Source organism: Ruegeria sp. CF4 (assembly GCF_056537345.1).
In genome coordinates this window covers 29700-47870 of sequence record NZ_JBQFRJ010000012.1, presented here as the reverse complement: position 1 = coordinate 47870, position 18171 = coordinate 29700, and the positions used below count along the sequence as shown (strand labels likewise).

The following is an 18171-nucleotide window of genomic DNA, read 5'->3' as shown; positions in this document are numbered from 1 at the left end:
CGTTCAGGCATAGGGCGTCAAATCCAGTAGGACAACGCCAGCGGCAGCACCAGGATCGTCGCCAGTGTCGACACCAGTATAAAGCCGGCCACATCGGGCGCATATTCGGGCACGTGTTGGTCGATGAACAGATAGGTCGCGACGGATGATGGCATCAGGCAACAGAGAATAACCGCCCCACGTTCCGCCCCGGTAAATCCGAACGTCCAAACCAATATGCTGGCGATGACAATGGCCAGCCCTAGGTGCAAAACCGTCAGCAGAACGGCACGGCCAAGGCTTTTGATGCGCAGTGTCGCAAGGGTATGGCCAAGCGTCAGCAACATCAGCGGAATTGAAAGCCCGCCCAGAATGTCAAAGGACTTGGAAATCGGCTGCGGCAAGCTGTGACCCGTCGCCATCAGCACCAGAGACAAGGCCACCGCGTAGATGATCGGAGAGGTCGCAAGCTTCCTGGGTGAAAACTCCCCGGCCGGTATCCACATGCCAATCGTGAAGATGCTGATCAGGACCACCACCACAAAGGCCATTGTGTAGGCCATCCCCGCGTCACCCAGCGCCAACAGGGTGATCGGTAAGCCTATGTTGCCCACATTGCCGTGCATCAACGGGGTCAAAAAAGCGCGGACCGGCAGCCGCAGCAGCTTGAGCAGCACAAACCCCATCACGCCGAAGCCTGCGATGGCCAGAGCAGCCGCCGTCATGACGTCCAGAAAAGTCCCGACGGCGATCTTTGTGGTCGAAAGATGAGAGATGATCAGCGTCGGATATCCCACCTTCGAGACGATCCCGCCAATGACCTTGTTGTCGAACGGAGCCTTGATCAGGGCCAGCCCATAACCGATTCCAGCGCAGATCAGCACCGGCAGAACCACGTTCAGGACGTTCAGAAACAGGTGATCCAAAGACAGTCCTCGATCGCGGTTGCCATGTCCGGACAGTGAAACAGAGGGGGCAGTTTGACAAGTGTTCGCGCTAAGCCCCGCCCGCTGCTTGGTTTTCCAAAATCGTCTCTGATATTGTCCCTCAGAGACGCCCGAGGTCCTTTCCTTCGCCGTTCACACAACATATAGTGGCAGGCAACAACGTGTGGGCAAACACGGCGGGACTTGGGAATACAGGCATGGCACATATCATTGTGGTCGGGAACGAAAAGGGCGGCGCAGGTAAATCGACCGTGTCGATGCATGTGGCCACCGCTCTGGCACGGCTGGGGCACAAGGTCAGCACGCTGGATCTGGACCTGCGGCAGCGCAGCCTGGGGCGCTATTTTGAAAACCGCCTGAACTTCCTAAATGGCTCGGAGTTGTCCCTGCCCAGCCCGCGCCATCACGATCTACCCGAGATCGACGCCAGCATGTTGAAACCGGGCGAGAACATCTATGACCATCGCCTCTCAGCCGCTGTGGCGGAACTGGAAAGCGACAGCGATTTTATCCTGATCGACTGCCCCGGCTCGCATACGCGACTGAGTCAGGTGGCGCACTCGCTGGCCGATACGCTGATCACGCCGCTGAACGACAGTTTCATCGATTTCGATCTGCTGGCGCGGATCGATTCCAAGGGCGAGAAAATCCTTGGACCATCTGTCTATTCCGAGATGGTCTGGAATGCTCGCCAGTTGCGCGCGCAGGCGGGGCTGAAGCCGATTGACTGGGTGGTCGTGCGCAACCGGGTCGGCACCCAGCGCATGGTCAACAAGGAGAAGATGCAACGCGCGATCGAGATGCTGTCACAGCGCATCGGTTTCCGCATCGCCTCGGGCTTTTCCGAGCGGGTCATCTTCCGAGAGTTGTTCCCACGTGGCCTGACCTTGCTGGATCTCAAGGATATCGGGGTCAAACAGCTCAACATCTCGAACATTGCCGCGCGGCAGGAATTGCGCGACATGATGAAAGAGCTGAACCTGCCGGGTGTTGAGATCGATTTCTAGATCATTTTGGCACGCACTGCGTCCCGATTGCCCGATCATGAGATAGCGAAAACTCGGCAGTTCCAACTTCTCCGGATACAGCTCGCGCTATCTCTCACCGCCGCCTGCGCCATACACCGTAAACAGCTCTTTCGGCTCTGCCACTCCGCGCAGCATGTAACGCCCGACCGAAATCAGTTCCTGTTCGCAGGGCTGCGCCGCGCGTGCGACGTCGTCCGAGATCAGGATGCGCTGCCCCAGTGAGCGATGCATCCCCGCGATCCGTGCTGTCTGGTTGACTGCAGGACCGATTACAGTGAAATCCAGCCGGGTGTCAGAGCCGATATTGCCATAGAGGATCTCACCCGAATGCAGGGCCAATGTGTAGTTCGACACGGGTTGACCATGGGATGTTCGCTGCGCGTTCAATTCGGCCATCCGGTCCTGCAACAGGGTCACCGCGCCCAGCGCCGCGCGGGCATCGGCGTCAATTTCACCCACATCAAACATCGCCATCACGCCGTCGCCCATAAATTTCAGGATGTTGCCATCGCATTGATGCACCACCTCCACCACCACGGCGAGATAGTCGTTCAGCATGTCGATGACCTCGGTGCCCGGCAAATCCTCGGACAGGCTGGTGAAGCCCTCAAGATCAAAGTTCCAGATCACCGCATCGATCTGCTGCAATGATCCCCGGCGGATCTCGCCAGACAAGACCCGCTGCCCGGCATCACGCCCCAGATAGACACGCATCAGATCCTTCGATACGCGCGCATTCGAAGCTGACTTCAGCGCCAATCCTAAATGAGGCAGTGCGCTATTGATCAGCTCCAGATCATCGTCGCGGAATCCCTCGGGCGCATTGCTGGCCCAAGACATAAGCACACCGTTTATGGCCCTTTTTGCATCTCGCGCACCGCGATGGGTTGGCACATCAAAACTGACGCCGGTGGCGTAGTAATCCGTCGCGCCGTGTTCCCGCAGTTCGTTCAGCAGGGGAAAACGGCTGGGTTCATTCTGGTCGACCAATCGTTCACGGACGGAGTCGACATCATCGTTGAGGATGACGAAGAGCGGGCTGCTCTTCCAGACCTCGCTGGGCTCTTCGGTGTATTCAAAGGTCTGAAAATCCCCGCCGCGTCCTTGATACCAGCTGTAGCCGGTGCCGCCATAGACGGGATGCAACGCCGGTTGGGCCGCGTGAAACCGCATCAGCGGAACGCCTAGCTCGACCAGTTGATTGCAATAGCCATCCAGCAGCGCTTCTTTGTCCGCCCCTTCCAGGCCGCGTGTCACAAGCCAGTCGATCAAAGCATGGGATTTCGCCGCGTTGGGGTCCGTGGCTGTCATTTCACCTTCCTGTGTCCGTTCTGCTGTTGATCTGGGCGCGGCGGCCTCAAATTACCAGTGCGTCAATCCATCTCGGCCAAGCGGCGCAGCATCATCCGCAAAAGCGCCGCCTCGCCGGTGGCGAAGCGCGCCGCCAGCTTTGCGTCATAGTCGCGTGCTATGTCGCGCAGCTCACGATACACGGCCTGGCCCGAATGTGTCAGCGACAGCTGCTCGGACCGCCGGTCGTTCTCATCCCGCAAACGTTGCAGATAACGGCGCTGTTCCAATCTGCGCACCGCGCGGCTGATCTTGGTCTTGTGGATTTTGGCCCGCAGCCCGATCTCCTTTGCGGTCATCTCGCCATAATTGCCAAGGTGAAACAGCACCCGCCATTCGGTGCGCAGCATACCATAGCGGTTCTTATAGACGCGCTGGAACTCGAGCGAGCTTTCCTCGGCCGCCTGATTCAACAGGAATGGCAGGAAATTTCGCAGATCAAACTCATCTTTTTCGTCATTATTCTGCTGGGTCATTCTTGTTAGTTACAAAATCAACTATTATCCGACAAGCAGCAACTTGAAGGAGCGTCCGATGAATCGCCCCACCGATCCGCATAAGATGACCCAGGCCAGTACGCCTGTTGGCACCCATCCCGGCTATATGCCCGGCTTTGGCAATGACTTTGAGACCGAAGCCCTGCCCGGCGCGCTGCCGCAAGGGATGAACAGCCCGCAAAAATGTAACTACGGCCTTTACGGCGAACAGCTGAGCGGCACAGCCTTCACCGCCAATCCTCCCGAACGTACATGGTGCTATCGCATCCGGCCTTCGGTGAAGCATTCGCATCGGTATGAGAAAATCGACCTGCCCTATTGGAAATCGGCCCCTTGCGTTGATCTGGACGTGATTTCGCTGGGACAATACCGCTGGGATCCGGTGCCACATTCGGATGAGGGTCTGACCTGGCTGACCGGTATGCGCACCATGACCACCGCCGGAGACGTGAATACGCAGGTCGGCATGGCCAGCCATATCTATCTGGTTACCGAGTCGATGGTGGATGACTATTTCTTCTCGGCTGACAGCGAGTTGCTGGTGGTGCCGCAGGAGGGCCGTCTGCGCTTTGCCACGGAAATGGGCATCATCGATCTGGAGCCCAAGGAAATCGCCATCATCCCGCGTGGGCTGCTCTATCGGGTGGAGGTGCTGGAAGGCCCGGCGCGCGGCTTTGTCTGTGAGAATTACGGGCAGAAATTCGAACTGCCCGGGCGCGGGCCGATCGGGGCCAACTGCATGGCCAACCCGCGTGATTTCAAGGCCCCGGTGGCAGCGTTTGAAGACCGCGAGGTGCCCTCGACGGTAACGATAAAATGGTGCGGGCAGTTCCACACGACGAAGATCGGTCATAGCCCGTTGGATGTTGTGGCATGGCATGGCAACTACACACCCTATAAATACGACCTGCGCACTTATTGTCCGGTCGGCGCGATCCTGTTCGACCATCCTGATCCGTCGATCTTTACCGTGCTGACCGCGCCTTCAGGCCAGCCGGGGACGGCAAATATCGACTTTGTCCTGTTCCGCGAACGCTGGATGGTGATGGAGGACACGTTCCGCCCGCCCTGGTACCACAAGAACATCATGTCCGAGCTGATGGGCAACATCTACGGCCAGTACGATGCCAAACCGCAGGGCTTTATCCCCGGTGGCATGAGCCTGCACAACATGATGATTCCGCACGGACCGGATAAGGAAGCCTTTGAGAAAGCGGCAAATTCGAACCTCGGGCCGGATAAGCTGGAGAACACCATGTCCTTCATGTTCGAAACCCGCTTCCCGCAGCACCTGACCGCCTTTGCCGCGACCGAGGCCCCACTGCAGGATGACTACATCGACTGCTGGAGCGACATTGAGAAGAAATTCGACGGGACGCCGGGCAAAAAATGAGCATTGAGACCTGGATAACCTATGTGCTGACCGTCCTGCTGCTGATGAGCACACCCGGACCCAGCCAATTGCTGATGCTGTCGAACTCGGCAACCAACGGGTTGCGAAGGGGAGTGTTCACGGCTGCCGGAGATCTGACGGCCAATTTCCTGCAGATGCTGGCTGCAGGGCTGGGTCTGGCCGCCCTGATCGCCACATCGGGGACCGCGTTGGCAGTGATCAAGTGGCTGGGCGTGGCCTATCTGGTGTTTCTCGGCGTCAAGCAAATCCTGAAAGCCCGCACCGCCGCCACCGGCGAAGCCCCGCGCACCAGCCGCAAGACGCTGTGGATGCAAGGGTTTATCACCTCTGCCGCAAACCCCAAGGCGGTGGTCTTCTTTGCTGCTCTGTTTCCGCTATTCATTGATGGCGCGCTGCCCTTCTGGCCGCAATTTGCCATCCTCTCGGCCACCTACCTGATCATGGACGGGTTGTTCCTGATGGCCTATGGCGCCAGCGCCAGTTGGCTGGCGCGGCGGCTGCAGGGGCCTGCACGGCTCTGGCTCGACCGGATCGGGGGCAGCTTCATGATTTTGGCGGCGGTTCTGCTGGGCATCAAATCCCTGCGCGCTGCCTCGTAACTGAAAGACATAAGGACGTCACATGCCTTTGATGAAATCCTGGGTCGCATCGGCCAACTCCGCCGACCACCCGTTTCCGCTAAACAACCTGCCTTATGGCGTGTTCTCGACCGAAACCACCGAAGCCCGTTGCGGCGTCGCCATCGGCGACATGATTTTCGACGTGACTGCTGCCGAGGCCGACGGGCTCATCACATTGTCCGACGAGCCACTGTTCGACCTGCCCTTCTGGAACCCGCTGATGGAGGAAGGCCCCGCCGTCTGGGCCGCCCTGCGCGAGCGCCTCACGGCGCTTCTGGCCGACGGCTCGGACGAGCAACATAAGATCGAGGCGCTGCTGATCCCGCAGAGCGATGCCGAGATGCACATGCCTTTTGCCGTCAGCGAATATACCGACTTCTACGCGGGTCGGAACCACGCCTTCAATGTCGGCACAATGTTCCGCGGCCCCGAAAATGCGCTGCCCCCCAACTGGCTGCACATCCCCATCGGCTATAACGGGCGCGCGTCTTCCGTTGTCGTTTCGGGCACCGATATCCGCCGCCCGTGGGGTCAGCTAAAATCCCCCGATCAGGAGCTGCCTGCTTTCCTGCCCTCCCGCCGCTTTGATATCGAGCTGGAGATGGGCGCAATCGTGGGCACGCCCTCGGATGGCCCGATTTCAGTGCAGGAGGCGGATGACAACATCTTCGGCTATGTACTGCTGAACGACTGGTCGGCACGCGATATTCAGGCCTGGGAATACCAGCCGCTTGGACCGTTTCAGGCCAAGGCGACGGCAACCTCGATCAGCCCATGGATCGTGACCAAAGCGGCGCTCGAACCCTTCCGCTGCGATACGCCCGCGCGCGAGTTTGAGTTGCTGGATCACCTGAAAGACTGCGGTCCGATGCTCTATGACATTGACCTATCGATCACCATGGCCCCCGAAGGTCAGGGGCCGACGACCATCGCAAGCACCAACTACAACCAGATGTATTACTCGGCGGCACAACAACTGGCGCATCATACGACTTCGGGTTGTCCGATGAATACTGGCGATCTGTTGGGGTCAGGCACCATCTCGGGCCCGACCAAACCGGAGCGCGGCTCATTGCTGGAACTGAGCTGGGGCGGCAAGGAGCCATTGACGCTCGACACTGGCGAAACCCGCAACTTCATCGAGGACGGGGATACTCTGACCCTGACCGCTGCCGCCAAAGGCGATGGCTATACCATCGGCTTCGGTGACTGTACGGGCACCGTTCTGCCCGCGCTCGAAAATCCGTTCGCCAGAGATTGATGCAGGTTCGGCCCACATATTCAGAGCGCGCTCTGCCAGTCCTTAACGGCCTCGATCGGATAGAGCAGCATCAGCACGTTCAGCGTCAGGCCATCGCGGATCAGCGTGGTGGTCAGGATCTCGAACCCCAGCGCGATGGTGACGGTCATCCAGATCGGCAGGCGACGGGCCAACCAGAAGCCCAGCATCATCGCGCCAATATCGGCGATCGAGTTGACGACACTGTCGCCGTAATAGTCCAGCGAGATCGTGACCGCGCGGTAATGTTCGATCACGGCATTGGTGTTCTCGGAAATCTCCCACGCGACTTCTATCAAGGTGGCGATGAACAACCGCCAGCCAACGGCAAGGCGGCGCGCCACCAGCCACAAAAGACCGTAAAACAGAAAACCATGAATGATATGGCTGGGCGTGTACCAATCGGTCAGGTGCTGCGAGCTTTCGGAACTGAAGGTTTCACCATGCCACAGCTTGACATAACCACATTTGCAAATCGGTTCGCGCCCCATCCACAGCAGGATGATGGCGCAGGCAATGACAACACAAGCGGTTGCCCAATAAGGCAAAAATCGACGTTCAAACATATGGCGACAACATCATCAAAGCCAGTCGCTGTCTAGAAGGGAAATCACTGATATGGCCAAGGCATTTGCGTCCCAGGGGGACATGTCGGAAAAGAAAATCTCGTTCACCCAGGTGGGCGAAGGGCTTTATGCCTTCACCGCTGAAGGCGACCCCAATTCGGGCGTGATCATCGGCGACGACAGCGTGATGATTGTCGAGGCACAGGCAACACCGCGTCTGGCCAACAAGGTGATCGAATGCGTGCGCTCGGTGACCGACAAACCGATCACCCACGTGGCGCTGACCCATTACCACGCCGTCCGCGTGCTGGGCGCCAGCGCTTTTGGCGCACAACAGATCCTGATGTCCGACATGGCCCGTTCCATGGTGGTCGAGCGTGGTCAGGAGGACTGGGACAGTGAATTCCAACGCTTCCCGCGCCTGTTCGAGGGGCATGAGAGCATCCCCGGCCTGACATGGCCCACCACCACCTTCAGCGACACGATGACGGTTTATCTGGGCAACCGCCGGATCGACCTGATGCATCTGGGTCGCGCCCATACGGCGGGCGATATCGTGATCCATGTGCCCGATCAGAACGTCATGTTCACCGGCGATATCGTCGAATACCACTCGGCCTGCTATTGCGGCGACGGACATTTCAGCGACTGGGGCGATACGCTGGATGAGATCAAGTGGTTTGACGTGGACGCCATCGCTCCGGGACGTGGCGACGCTCTGGTCGGTAAAGACATGGTCAATGCGGCGATCGAAAACACCCGCGATTTTGTCGAAAGCACCTATCGGCCGGCAGCCAAAGTTGCGGCACGCGGTGGTTCCCTGAAAGAAGCCTGGGACGCCGTGCGTGCCGAATGCGATCCAAAGTTCGCCGACTACGCGATCTACGAACATTGTCTGCCCTTTAACGTCGCCCGCGCCTATGACGAGGCGCGCGGCATCGACACACCCCGCATCTGGACCGCCCAACGCGATCTCGAGATGTGGGAGGCCCTGCAGGGCTAAGAATTCCGGGCCGGATTTGATCCAGATCGTGGCGGCCCGGATTTGACAGTGAAACGCTAAGACCAACCCTCCGGCGCTATCCCGCCGGAGAACAGATGAGGTGTGCCCGCTGCACCAGAACTGGGAGAGAGACCGTGAACAAGATTTTCGAAGTTCCACTTTACGCCTACGAGGCCAGCCCGGACCAATCCGCGCCCGCGCCCGTGCGCCACAAGGTCATCGTTGTCGGGGCCGGTCCGGTGGGTCTGGCCGCCGCGATCGATCTGGCCCAGCAAGGGGTAGAGGTGCTGGTGCTGGACGATAATGACAAGGTCAGCTTCGGCAGCCGCGCCATCTGTTTCGCCAAACGACCGCTGGAAATTCTCGACCGTCTGGGCTGTGGCCAGCCGATGGTCGACAAGGGTGTGCTGTGGAACAAGGGCAAGGTGTTCTTCGACGAACGCCAGGTCTATGAGTTCGACCTGCAACCCGACAGCGGCGATCAGCGACCCGCCTTCATCAACCTGCAGCAATACTATTTCGAGCAGTTCCTCGTCGACCGCGTGCGCGAATTGCAAGCGCAAGGCGCGCCCATCGAAATCCGCGGCCGCAACAAGGTCGAGGCAGTGGGTACCCATCCCGATCACGTCAAGCTTGAGGTGGAAACCCCGGAAGGCTCCTACACCATCGAGGCCGATTGGGTCATCGCCTGCGATGGCGCGGGCTCACCCATGCGGGCGATGCTGGGAAAGGATTTCGTCGGTCGCGTGTTCGAAGACAACTTCCTGATCGCCGATGTGATCATGGAGGCCGACTTCCCCTCGGAGCGTTGGTTCTGGTTCGACCCTCCGTTCAACAAGGGCCAGTCCGCGCTGCTGCACAAGCAACCCGATGGCGTCTGGCGCATCGATCTTCAGCTGGGCTGGGATATTGACAAGGAGCGCGAAAAGCGCCCCGAAAACGTGATCCCGCGTCTCAAGGCGATGCTGGGCGAGGATGTCCAGTTCGAACTGGAATGGGTCAGTATCTACACATTCCAATGCCGCCGGATGGAACAATTCCGCCATGGCCGCGTGATCTTTGCAGGTGACAGCGCGCATCAGGTCAGCCCATTCGGCGCGCGTGGTGCCAATTCGGGCCTACAGGATACGGACAACCTGTGCTGGAAGCTAAAATTGGTGATTGACGGCGAGGCCCCTGAAACACTACTCGACAGCTATGATTCCGAACGTATTCAGGGCGCGGATGAGAACATCCTGAACTCGACCCGGTCCACCGATTTCATTACGCCGAAATCACAGATGTCCCGGATTTTCCGCGACGCCGTGCTGGACTTGAGCGAACATTACGATTTCGCGCGGCCCCTGGTGAATTCCGGCCGCCTGAGCGTGCCTTGTGTCTATGACGGGTCACCTCTGAACTCTGCCGACGCACTGAACGGACCAGCACAGACCCGACCGGGTGCCCCCTGCCCCGATGCGCCTTTGGGCGATGGCTTCCTGCTGCCCAAGCTGGCCGGAGAGTTCACTCTGCTGACCATCGACGCGGACGCCCCGGATGAGATCGAGGTAGATGGGATCACCGTCAAACGTCTGGCTCTGTCGATCAAGGATGATCCCACTCTGACGTTGAAACATCGCTATCTGGGCGATGCCACCAGCGCGGTCTATCTGATCCGGCCCGATCAGCATGTGGCTGCGCGCCGCGACACCTACGAAGAAAACGCATTCCGGCACGCGGTCCGCCGCGCCACAGGCAAGGAGTAAGCGATATGGCCGATCTGATCCTCTCACCCAACCTGACCCGTGCGGATGATTTCTATGCCGACCTGCTGGCGGCGCATGAAGGGCTGGACCAAGCCGACAGCGACGCGCTGAATGCGCGGCTGGTGCTGGTGCTGGCAAACCATATTGGCGACAACGCCGTGCTTAAGCAGGCGCTGGACGCCGCTGCGTTGAAACAGGAGTAAGCGTCATGAAAATCGAACAGATCCACCACGTCGCCTATCGCTGCAAGGACGCGAAAGAGACCGTAGAATGGTACGGCAAGATGCTGAACATGGATTTCATTCTGGCGATTGCCGAAGACCATGTGCCCTCCACCCATGAACCCGACCCTTACATGCACCTGTTTCTGGACGCCGGGAACGGCAATGTGCTGGCGTTTTTCGAACTGCCCACCAAACCCGAAATGGGCCGCGATCCGAATACGCCGGAATGGGTACAGCATATCGCGTTCAAGGTGAAAGACCGCGATGAACTGATCGCCTTCAGGGACCATCTTGAGGCCAATGGGGTTGAAGTTCTGGGCGTCACCGACCATTCGATCTTTCATTCGATCTATTTCTTCGATCCCAACGGGCACCGCGTCGAACTGGCTTGCCCCGACCCCGAGGAAGAGGCGATGCTGGCCCGGCTGGATTCGGTGAAATGGGACATGCTGGAAGAATGGTCGCGCACCAAGAAGGCGCCTCAGCACGCCGACTGGCTGCACGCCAAGGAACTGAGCAAGGACTGATCGGAGAATGACCGAAGTTGTTCTTTATGACTACTGGCGTTCCTCTGCCAGTTACCGGCTGCGGATCGCGCTGAATCTGGCGGGCATCGCCTATCGCCCGGTGGTGATAGATCTGGTTGGTGGTGCGCATCGCGCGCCGGATCATCTGGCGCGCAATCCGCAAGGCTTGGTCCCCGTGTTGGACATCGACGGGGTGCGCCTGACGCAGTCTCTGGCGATCCTCGACTATCTGGACGAGACCCGGCAGCTGGGTCTGCTGCCGCAGGATCCAGCCCGGCGGGCGGCGGCGCGGGCGCTAGCACATAGCATCGCGGTGGATATCCACCCGGTCTGCAACCTGTCAGTTGCGCGCCACGCCACACAGTTGAGCGATGGTACAGGTGATATGCCCGGCGACTGGATGCGCCATTTCATTCGCCCCGGCCTGCTGGCGTTCGAGGCGTTGCTGGGTAAATTCGATCAGAGCCCATTCTGCACTGGCGACACACCCGGTCTGGCCGATATCTGCCTAATCCCGCAGCTCTACAATGCCCGCCGTTGGGAGGTCGATCTGTCCGATATGCCGCGCCTGTTGGCGGTCGAGGCTGTTTGCTCGGATCACCCGGCCTTTGCCGCCGCGCATCCGGACTTGCACGCCCCCATCTGACCGGTGCACAGGGTCTGTGTGGCAATGCAGGTGCCAAAGGGTTTAGCTGATCCTTAGGTTGCCCTGTAACGACATACGGAGACCACCATGCCCGAGATCACCGGCTATCACGCCCATGTCTATTTCGACGCCGGCACGCAAGACACCGCGCAGCAGGTCTGCGAAGAGGCCGCGCGCCTGTTCCCTGCCGTGCAGATGGGCCGCATGCATGCGCGTAATGTCGGGCCACATCCGCGCTGGAGTTGCCAGCTGGGCTTTCCAGCCGAGGCCTTCGATCAGGTCTTTCCCTGGCTGATCCTGAACCGTCAGGGCCTGACCATCTTCACCCACCCCGAGACCGGTGACCACCTGGCAGATCACCGGGATCGCGCCATTTGGATGGGCGAGATGCTGGAGCTTGATCTGTCGATCTTTGACTAACTTAACGCGCGTGCGTGATCGCGCAGGATGAACTTCTGAATCTTCCCGGTCGAGGTTTTTGGCAGCGCCCCGAAGACAACAGTCTTGGGGGCTTTGAAATGGGCCATGTGGTCACGGCAGAAGGCGATGATGTCAGCCTCACTCGCCTCTGCCTGTGGTTTCAGCTCGACAAAGGCACAGGGTGTTTCGCCCCATTTTTCGTCCGGACGGGCCACAACCGCAGCCTCCATCACAGCCGGGTGCTTGTAGAGTACATCCTCAACCTCGACAGATGAGATATTCTCGCCACCTGAGATGATGATGTCCTTGGACCGATCCTTCAGCGCGATATAGCCATCCGGGTGCATCACACCCAGATCGCCCGAGGCAAACCATCCCCCGTTGAAGGCCTTATCGGTGGCATCGGCGTTCTTGAGGTAGCCCTTCATGACGATGTTGCCCTGCATGAAGATCTCGCCCATGGTCTCACCATCCGAGGGCACGGGCTCAAGCGTCTCGGGATCGGCGACCATAAGACCCGAGAGCGCCACGTACTTGACGCCCTGACGAACCTTCAGCGCGGCGCGATCCTTGGCCTCCTTGTCGTTCCATTCGTCTTTCCAGGCGCAGACAACAGAAGGCCCGTAGGTCTCGGTCAGGCCATAGACATGGGTGACTTCGACCCCCATCCCCTCCATCGCCTCGATCACCTTGGCGGGCGGTGGGGCACCTGCGGTCATCACCTTGATCTGCTGGCTGAAATCCTTGAGATGATCCGGCGCGTTGGCCAGCATGTTCAGCACGATTGGCGCGCCGCAGAAATGGGTCACTCCTTCTTCACGGAAGGCGCGATAGATAGGCTCATCCCGCACCGCGCGCAGACAGATGGACGTGCCCGCATTGGCCGCCATCGTCCAGGGGAAGCACCAGCCGTTGCAATGGAACATCGGCAGGGTCCACAGATAGACCGAATGCTGCGGCATGCCCCAAGTCAGGATGTTCGAGGTCGCGTTCAGCGCCGCGCCGCGATGGTGATAGACCACGCCCTTGGGGTTGCCGGTGGTGCCCGAGGTATAGTTCAACGTGATCGCGTCCCATTCGTCTGAGGGCAGAGACCATTTGAATTCAGGATCGCCCTCAGCCAGCAGTCCCTCATAGGTCAGATCACCCAGCCGCTCACCGCTGTCAAAGCTGGAGTCTTCGATGTCGATGACAAGCACGTCATGGTCGACCTCCGTCAGCGCCTGTTTCACAACACCCGAAAACTCGGGGTCGACCAGCAGAACCTTGGCCTCGGCATGGTTCAGGATGAAAGCGATGATCGGTGCATCCAGCCGCGTGTTGATCGCGTTGAGGACGGCACCTGCCATGGGCACACCAAAATGCGCCTCGTAAAGTTCGGGGATATTGGCGGCGATGATCGAAACCGTGTCGCCCTGCCCGACCCCTCGGGCTGCCAGTGCGCTGGCCATCTGGCGACAGCGGGCATAGGTCTGTGCCCAAGTATACCTCCGGTCCCCGTAAACAACGGCTGGATAATCCGGATAAACCGCCGCTGTCCTCTCGATATAGCTCAGCGGAGACAGCGGAGTGAAATTCGCCGGACCTTTGTCCAGATGCTGTTCATAGATGTTGGCTGCGCTCATCCGGTGCTCCTCCCAAACGCGACAGATTTGGCGTATTGAGCACAAAGCTTACGCCAAAACAAACCCGTAAAAATACGCGATTTTGGTACACTGGCGCTATTCTATGAGTTAATCTGGCCCTACTGTGCGGGTCTCATTCGCGCTGATCTGCAGCATCACGTCATCGCGCGCCCGTCCGGGAGTTTGATTCCTGCGCGCCTCACCCTGAAAGGACATGTCATGGACGGCACGTTCAACGAAAACGATCTCTCTCGCGTCGTCGAAGCTGACCGCGCGCATATCTGGCACCACCTGATCCAGCACAAACCCTTTGAAACCAACGATCCGCGCATCATTGTCGAAGGCAAAGGCATGCGCGTCTGGGATCAGAACGGCAAAGAACATCTGGACGCAGTCTCGGGCGGGGTCTGGACGGTGAATGTCGGCTACGGCCGCGAATCCATCTGCAAGGCCGTTTATGACCAGTTGATGAAGCTGTGCTATTTCGCCAATTCCGCGGGCTCGATCCCCGGGTCGATCTTTGCTGAAAAGCTGATCAGCAAGATGCCAGGCATGAGCCGCGTCTACTATACGAACTCCGGCTCGGAAGCGAATGAGAAGGCGTTCAAGATGATCCGTCAGATCGCGCATAAGCGCTATGGCGGCAAGAAGACCAAGATCCTGTATCGTGACCGTGACTATCATGGCTCGACCCTCGCAGCGATGTCTGCTGGTGGTCAGGACGAGCGCAACGCGCAATACGGCCCCTTCGCGCCCGATTTCGTACGCGTGCCGCATTGCATGGAATACCGCAAGCATGAGCTGAACGGCGCACCCGAAGAGAATTTCGGTGAATGGGCTGCCGATCAGATCGAAGAAGTCATCCTGCGCGAAGGCCCCGACACCGTGGGCGCACTGTGCCTTGAGCCGGTAACCGCAGGCGGCGGTGTCATCGAAGCGCCCGAGGGTTACTGGCAGCGTGTGCAGGAAATCTGCAAGAAATATGACATCCTGCTGCATATCGACGAGGTCGTGTGCGGCGTGGGCCGGACCGGCACTTGGTTCGGCTATCAGCAATATGGCGTGAAACCCGATTTCGTCACGATGGCAAAAGGCGTGGCTTCGGGCTATGCGGCGATTGCCTGCCTGGTGACAACCGAAGACGTCTTCGAGATGTTCAAGGACGATGCAGCGGACCCGATGAACTATTTCCGCGACATCTCGACCTTCGGTGGCTGCACCGCGGGACCGGCAGCGGCGATCGAGAACATGCGCATCATCGAAGACGAAAACCTGCTGGGCAATTGCTCGGCCATGGGTGATCGCATGATGGGCAATCTTCAGGCGCTGATGGAAAAGCACAAGGTCGTCGGCGACGTGCGCGGCAAGGGTCTGTTCCTTGGGGCCGAACTGGTTTCAGATCGTGCGTCCCGCGAACCGGTGGATGAGAAACTGGCTCAGGCGGTTGTTGCTGACTGCATGGCGCAGGGTGTGATCATCGGAGTCACCAACCGCTCGGTCCCCGGCAAGAACAACACGCTGTGCTTCTCGCCCGCACTGATCGCGACACCGGACGATATTGATCAGATCACTGATGCTGTGGACGGTGCGCTAGGGCGGGTCTTCGGCTAAGCCAAACCTTTGACGCAGACACGAAAAACCCGCCGGTCAACGGCGGGTTTTTTTATTGTACCTGCAGCGGGTTTAAGCCGTCACCAATCTGGTACAGATCAGAAATTCCACCTTATTCCGGCCAGGAAATTCGGACCTTGTGCTTCATTACCGATCTCATGCTCTGCCGTGACCTCAAGGCGCATGTTTTCTTGCAGATCATGTTCATACCCAACAAGAACACTTGCGCCGGTGAAATCAGTCGCAGCAAAGGACAGGGTCTGTGTGTCGGAAAAGACGGTCACATCGGCATCAGTATCCCCAAGATCGCGCCGCACAACGCCGCTGAGTTTACCGATCAGAAGACCACCGTCTGCCAGAGTTTTCTCGACCTCAACGCCCAGGCGCGCTTCAATTACTTCGGTGGTCGTCTCACCGACTGAAGCATTCGCGATCGATCCGGTTTCGGAGTAGCTGTCATCCTTCTGACGCGTATAGCGGACGTCGCCGAACCCAAACAGACCGAACGTATCACTGACGTCAAAGCTGCGCTTGGCACCAATATGCGCGGTGAACAAGGTGCTGTCAAAATCAGCTTCGGCATCGGAACTACCCGAGACCTGACGCGATCGATCAGTGGACAACCATCCAAACCCCAGACCGCCTTCCACAGTGAATGCCCCGAACTGGCGGCCAAATGCAGCGTCCAGGTAGATACCGGTGGTATCGAAATCGGTGGTATCGGTGTCGCCATCTGATCGGAATACACCCAGTCCAAATGCCATCGACAAACCGTTCTCGGCCTGACCGGAATACCCCGCCACACCGTTGAAAACCTCCAGATCGGTATTGATGCCGGGAGTGCTCTCAAACCGTCGGAGTTCGGCGTCAATCATCGCGAAGGGGCGGAAGCCACTGGCGCTGCTCGCGAATGCGAGACCGCGTGCGGGCTGTTCGGGCAGGTCATAGCGTAACGCTTCTGCCGTGCGTCCCACGACCGAACCATAATAGGCGATGATGTCGCCCGAAGTCACGATATCTGCGCCGTCGACTACCGCGTAGACAGGAGCGGAACCGCCTTCATCTTCGACGAACCAGGCCGACCGCCCGTCCGAAACGGTGGTGACAAATGCACCTGACCCCGGCGCTGCGTCTTCGAAGAAGAACACAGTGCTTCCGCCTTGCGCATCCAGATTGACGTTATGATCCTGAACCCGGATCAGGCCGGTTACATCGTCTCGGCTGTCGACGTTCAGCGTACCGGTACCGGTACCGAGGAAAATCGCATAGGCTTGGCCATTCTCGGAGGTCGCTGAGATCCGGCCCACATCAGCAATCACCCCATCAAAATTGTCAAAGCGCAGTCCGAAAGCATCAGCCGAACCTGTACCCAAAGCCGTTGCCGAGATTTCGCCGCCGTTCGAGAAATGGCCCTGCATGTCGCCAACCTGAATGCCTGAGGCCCTGTTGGTGGCAGCACCGGATCCGACCACAACCGTAGCTGTCACCGAACCAGTGTTTTGAATGTCTCCATCCACGCGGCCCGATATGTCAACGCCCAAAGCGTTCGCACCAGAAGCGCCTTCTGCACGGGCGTTGATTTCGCCACTGTTGACAAAGTCGCCATCCAGATCAGCAGTCAGGTTGTAGCCAATGGCCGTCGCTGACGCGGCCCCCTGAGCCTCGGCAATCGCCTGACCGCTGTTATTGAAATCTCCCGTCATCAAGCCCTGAACGATCGCACCAATGGCCGAGGCGTCCTCTGCATTTTCGATCGTCGCTTGGATGAGCCCTGAATTGTTGATGTCACCAGTCAGAGGCACGCCCAGTAAGATCTGAATGCCGCGGGCGTTGCCTATACCGCCATTTGTTCCTTCGGCGCGAATTGTGCCGCTGTTGGTGAGGTTTGTCGCAACATCACCGTCGAAAGCCAGCCCCAACACATTCAGTTCTACTGTTGAGGAACCGTTTGCGATCGAAATCACTTCTCCAGAGTTCTCGATGGCCGCACCGGAAAGGATCATTCCATCGAATTGTATTCCAGAAACCAAGGCTGCCCCGGTCCCCGTGGCAACCGTCGAACTGGCTGCAATGCGGCCTGTATTCAGAACGCGCCCACCAACATTCTGAGTGAACTGGATACCGCGTGCAAGCGCATTGTCCGGAGTATCTACAGCGACATCAATCTCGCCATTGTTGATAACCTGACCAGTCGACAAAAGCTGACCAAGAACCCGCACACCATTTCCGATCGCGGCAAGCGGTGCCGGCCCCCGAACCAACCCGTTGTTGGTGAATGTGCTGGAATAGTCAGGATTCAAGATTACAGCGTCCCCGCCGATGGAAAGATTCACAGATCCAGTTTCAGTAATCGTGTTGTCTTCGTCCAAGTTAAAAACAATCGGGATATCGACGGCTGTCGAGACCTCTTCAGCCTTCAACGGTGAAACCGATAGCGCAACGCCCGCAACAAATGCAAATGCCGATGATGGCGCAACACTTACGATCTGGCCTTTCAATCTGACCAAACGACCACCACGCGCTGCCCGCGTGCGCTTTGATGCGCATCGACCCATATTCCCATACCTCTACAAAATCACTGATTAATACTTTGTTCAGATTTCTACCCATAGTCGAAGTAAGGCGCAATTAAGGCAGCGCTTTGGATGCACTTCGCAGCCGTTATATTGCACATTGATCACACCGCAGGG

General features: G+C 58.6%; 18 protein-coding genes. 12 read left to right on the top strand and 6 right to left on the bottom strand.

Annotated elements, in window-relative coordinates; translation table 11 throughout:
- Positions 1 to 17 precede the first annotated feature (17 nt).
- On the bottom strand, positions 18 to 905 hold the full coding sequence (locus ACR0NF_RS18705; RefSeq protein ID WP_480778765.1) for an AEC family transporter: 888 nt from the start codon (positions 903 to 905) through the stop codon (positions 18 to 20).
- Positions 906 to 1123: 218 nt separating this feature from the next.
- Between ACR0NF_RS18705 and ACR0NF_RS18700 the strand changes: the two genes are divergently transcribed.
- Positions 1124 to 1933 (top strand): division plane positioning ATPase MipZ, encoded by an 810-nt coding sequence (locus ACR0NF_RS18700; protein ID WP_480470747.1) that lies wholly within the window; start codon positions 1124 to 1126, stop codon positions 1931 to 1933.
- An 87-nt stretch (positions 1934 to 2020) separates the two neighbouring features.
- Here the strand turns inward: ACR0NF_RS18700 and ACR0NF_RS18695 are convergent, their stop codons facing one another.
- Both ACR0NF_RS18695 and ACR0NF_RS18690 read right to left on the bottom strand, forming a co-directional pair.
- On the bottom strand, positions 2021 to 3265 hold the full coding sequence (locus ACR0NF_RS18695) for an adenylate/guanylate cyclase domain-containing protein (protein WP_480470748.1): 1245 nt from the start codon (positions 3263 to 3265) through the stop codon (positions 2021 to 2023).
- 62 nt (positions 3266 to 3327) lie between these two features.
- On the bottom strand, positions 3328 to 3780 hold the full coding sequence (locus tag ACR0NF_RS18690; protein ID WP_480470749.1) for a MarR family winged helix-turn-helix transcriptional regulator: 453 nt from the start codon (positions 3778 to 3780) through the stop codon (positions 3328 to 3330).
- 58 nt (positions 3781 to 3838) lie between these two features.
- Between ACR0NF_RS18690 and hmgA the strand changes: the two genes are divergently transcribed.
- Genes hmgA through fahA form a run of 3 tightly spaced genes read left to right on the top strand, consistent with a single transcriptional unit; the run spans position 3839 to position 7096 of the window.
- A complete protein-coding gene (gene hmgA / locus ACR0NF_RS18685; RefSeq protein ID WP_480470750.1) occupies positions 3839 to 5194 on the top strand; it encodes a homogentisate 1,2-dioxygenase in 1356 nt (451 codons plus the stop codon).
- Positions 5191 to 5814, top strand: a complete 624-nt coding sequence (locus ACR0NF_RS18680; protein WP_480470751.1) for a LysE family translocator — start codon at positions 5191 to 5193, stop codon at positions 5812 to 5814. The genes hmgA and ACR0NF_RS18680 overlap by 4 nt, the downstream gene beginning before the upstream one ends.
- A gap of 22 nt (positions 5815 to 5836) precedes the next feature.
- The gene (gene fahA / locus ACR0NF_RS18675; protein ID WP_480668068.1) at positions 5837 to 7096 is read left to right on the top strand and encodes a fumarylacetoacetase; all 1260 of its coding nucleotides are present in this window, start codon (positions 5837 to 5839) and stop codon (positions 7094 to 7096) included.
- A gap of 20 nt (positions 7097 to 7116) precedes the next feature.
- On the opposite strand, the gene ACR0NF_RS18670 is transcribed toward fahA, so the two are convergent.
- Positions 7117 to 7680, bottom strand: coding sequence for a DUF2585 domain-containing protein (locus ACR0NF_RS18670; RefSeq protein ID WP_170402422.1), 564 nt, complete (start codon positions 7678 to 7680; stop codon positions 7117 to 7119).
- Positions 7681 to 7732: 52 nt separating this feature from the next.
- Between ACR0NF_RS18670 and ACR0NF_RS18665 the strand changes: the two genes are divergently transcribed.
- From ACR0NF_RS18665 to ACR0NF_RS18640, 6 genes are all read left to right on the top strand, one after another.
- Positions 7733 to 8683 (top strand): MBL fold metallo-hydrolase, encoded by a 951-nt coding sequence (locus ACR0NF_RS18665; protein WP_480668069.1) that lies wholly within the window; start codon positions 7733 to 7735, stop codon positions 8681 to 8683.
- Between the two features lie 134 nt (positions 8684 to 8817).
- Positions 8818 to 10428 carry an FAD-dependent oxidoreductase gene (locus ACR0NF_RS18660; RefSeq protein WP_480470755.1) on the top strand — a complete coding sequence of 537 codons (1611 nt, stop codon included), beginning with the start codon at positions 8818 to 8820 and terminating at the stop codon, positions 10426 to 10428.
- 5 nt (positions 10429 to 10433) lie between these two features.
- Positions 10434 to 10631 carry a DUF2783 domain-containing protein gene (locus tag ACR0NF_RS18655; RefSeq protein ID WP_480470756.1) on the top strand — a complete coding sequence of 66 codons (198 nt, stop codon included), beginning with the start codon at positions 10434 to 10436 and terminating at the stop codon, positions 10629 to 10631.
- Between the two features lie 5 nt (positions 10632 to 10636).
- Positions 10637 to 11179 (top strand): VOC family protein, encoded by a 543-nt coding sequence (locus ACR0NF_RS18650; protein ID WP_480778764.1) that lies wholly within the window; start codon positions 10637 to 10639, stop codon positions 11177 to 11179.
- A gap of 7 nt (positions 11180 to 11186) precedes the next feature.
- Positions 11187 to 11825, top strand: coding sequence for a maleylacetoacetate isomerase (maiA, locus tag ACR0NF_RS18645; protein WP_480470758.1), 639 nt, complete (start codon positions 11187 to 11189; stop codon positions 11823 to 11825).
- 87 nt (positions 11826 to 11912) lie between these two features.
- Positions 11913 to 12245 (top strand): DOPA 4,5-dioxygenase family protein, encoded by a 333-nt coding sequence (locus ACR0NF_RS18640; protein ID WP_480470759.1) that lies wholly within the window; start codon positions 11913 to 11915, stop codon positions 12243 to 12245.
- Here the strand turns inward: ACR0NF_RS18640 and ACR0NF_RS18635 are convergent.
- A complete protein-coding gene (locus tag ACR0NF_RS18635; protein ID WP_480778763.1) occupies positions 12242 to 13870 on the bottom strand; it encodes an acyl-CoA synthetase in 1629 nt (542 codons plus the stop codon). The two genes, ACR0NF_RS18640 and ACR0NF_RS18635, sit on opposite strands and share 4 nt — an antisense overlap.
- Positions 13871 to 14089: 219 nt before the next feature.
- Here ACR0NF_RS18635 and ACR0NF_RS18630 point away from each other — a divergent pair, with 219 nt between their 5' ends.
- Positions 14090 to 15481, top strand: coding sequence for an aminotransferase family protein (locus ACR0NF_RS18630; RefSeq protein ID WP_480470761.1), 1392 nt, complete (start codon positions 14090 to 14092; stop codon positions 15479 to 15481).
- A gap of 98 nt (positions 15482 to 15579) precedes the next feature.
- Here ACR0NF_RS18630 and ACR0NF_RS18625 read toward each other — a convergent pair whose 3' ends face one another.
- A complete protein-coding gene (locus ACR0NF_RS18625; protein ID WP_480778762.1) occupies positions 15580 to 17814 on the bottom strand; it encodes an autotransporter domain-containing protein in 2235 nt (744 codons plus the stop codon).
- Here ACR0NF_RS18625 and ACR0NF_RS18620 point away from each other — a divergent pair.
- Positions 17801 to 18067, top strand: coding sequence for a hypothetical protein (locus tag ACR0NF_RS18620; RefSeq protein WP_480778761.1), 267 nt, complete (start codon positions 17801 to 17803; stop codon positions 18065 to 18067). The two genes, ACR0NF_RS18625 and ACR0NF_RS18620, sit on opposite strands and share 14 nt — an antisense overlap.
- The last annotated feature ends 104 nt before the right edge of the window (positions 18068 to 18171 follow it).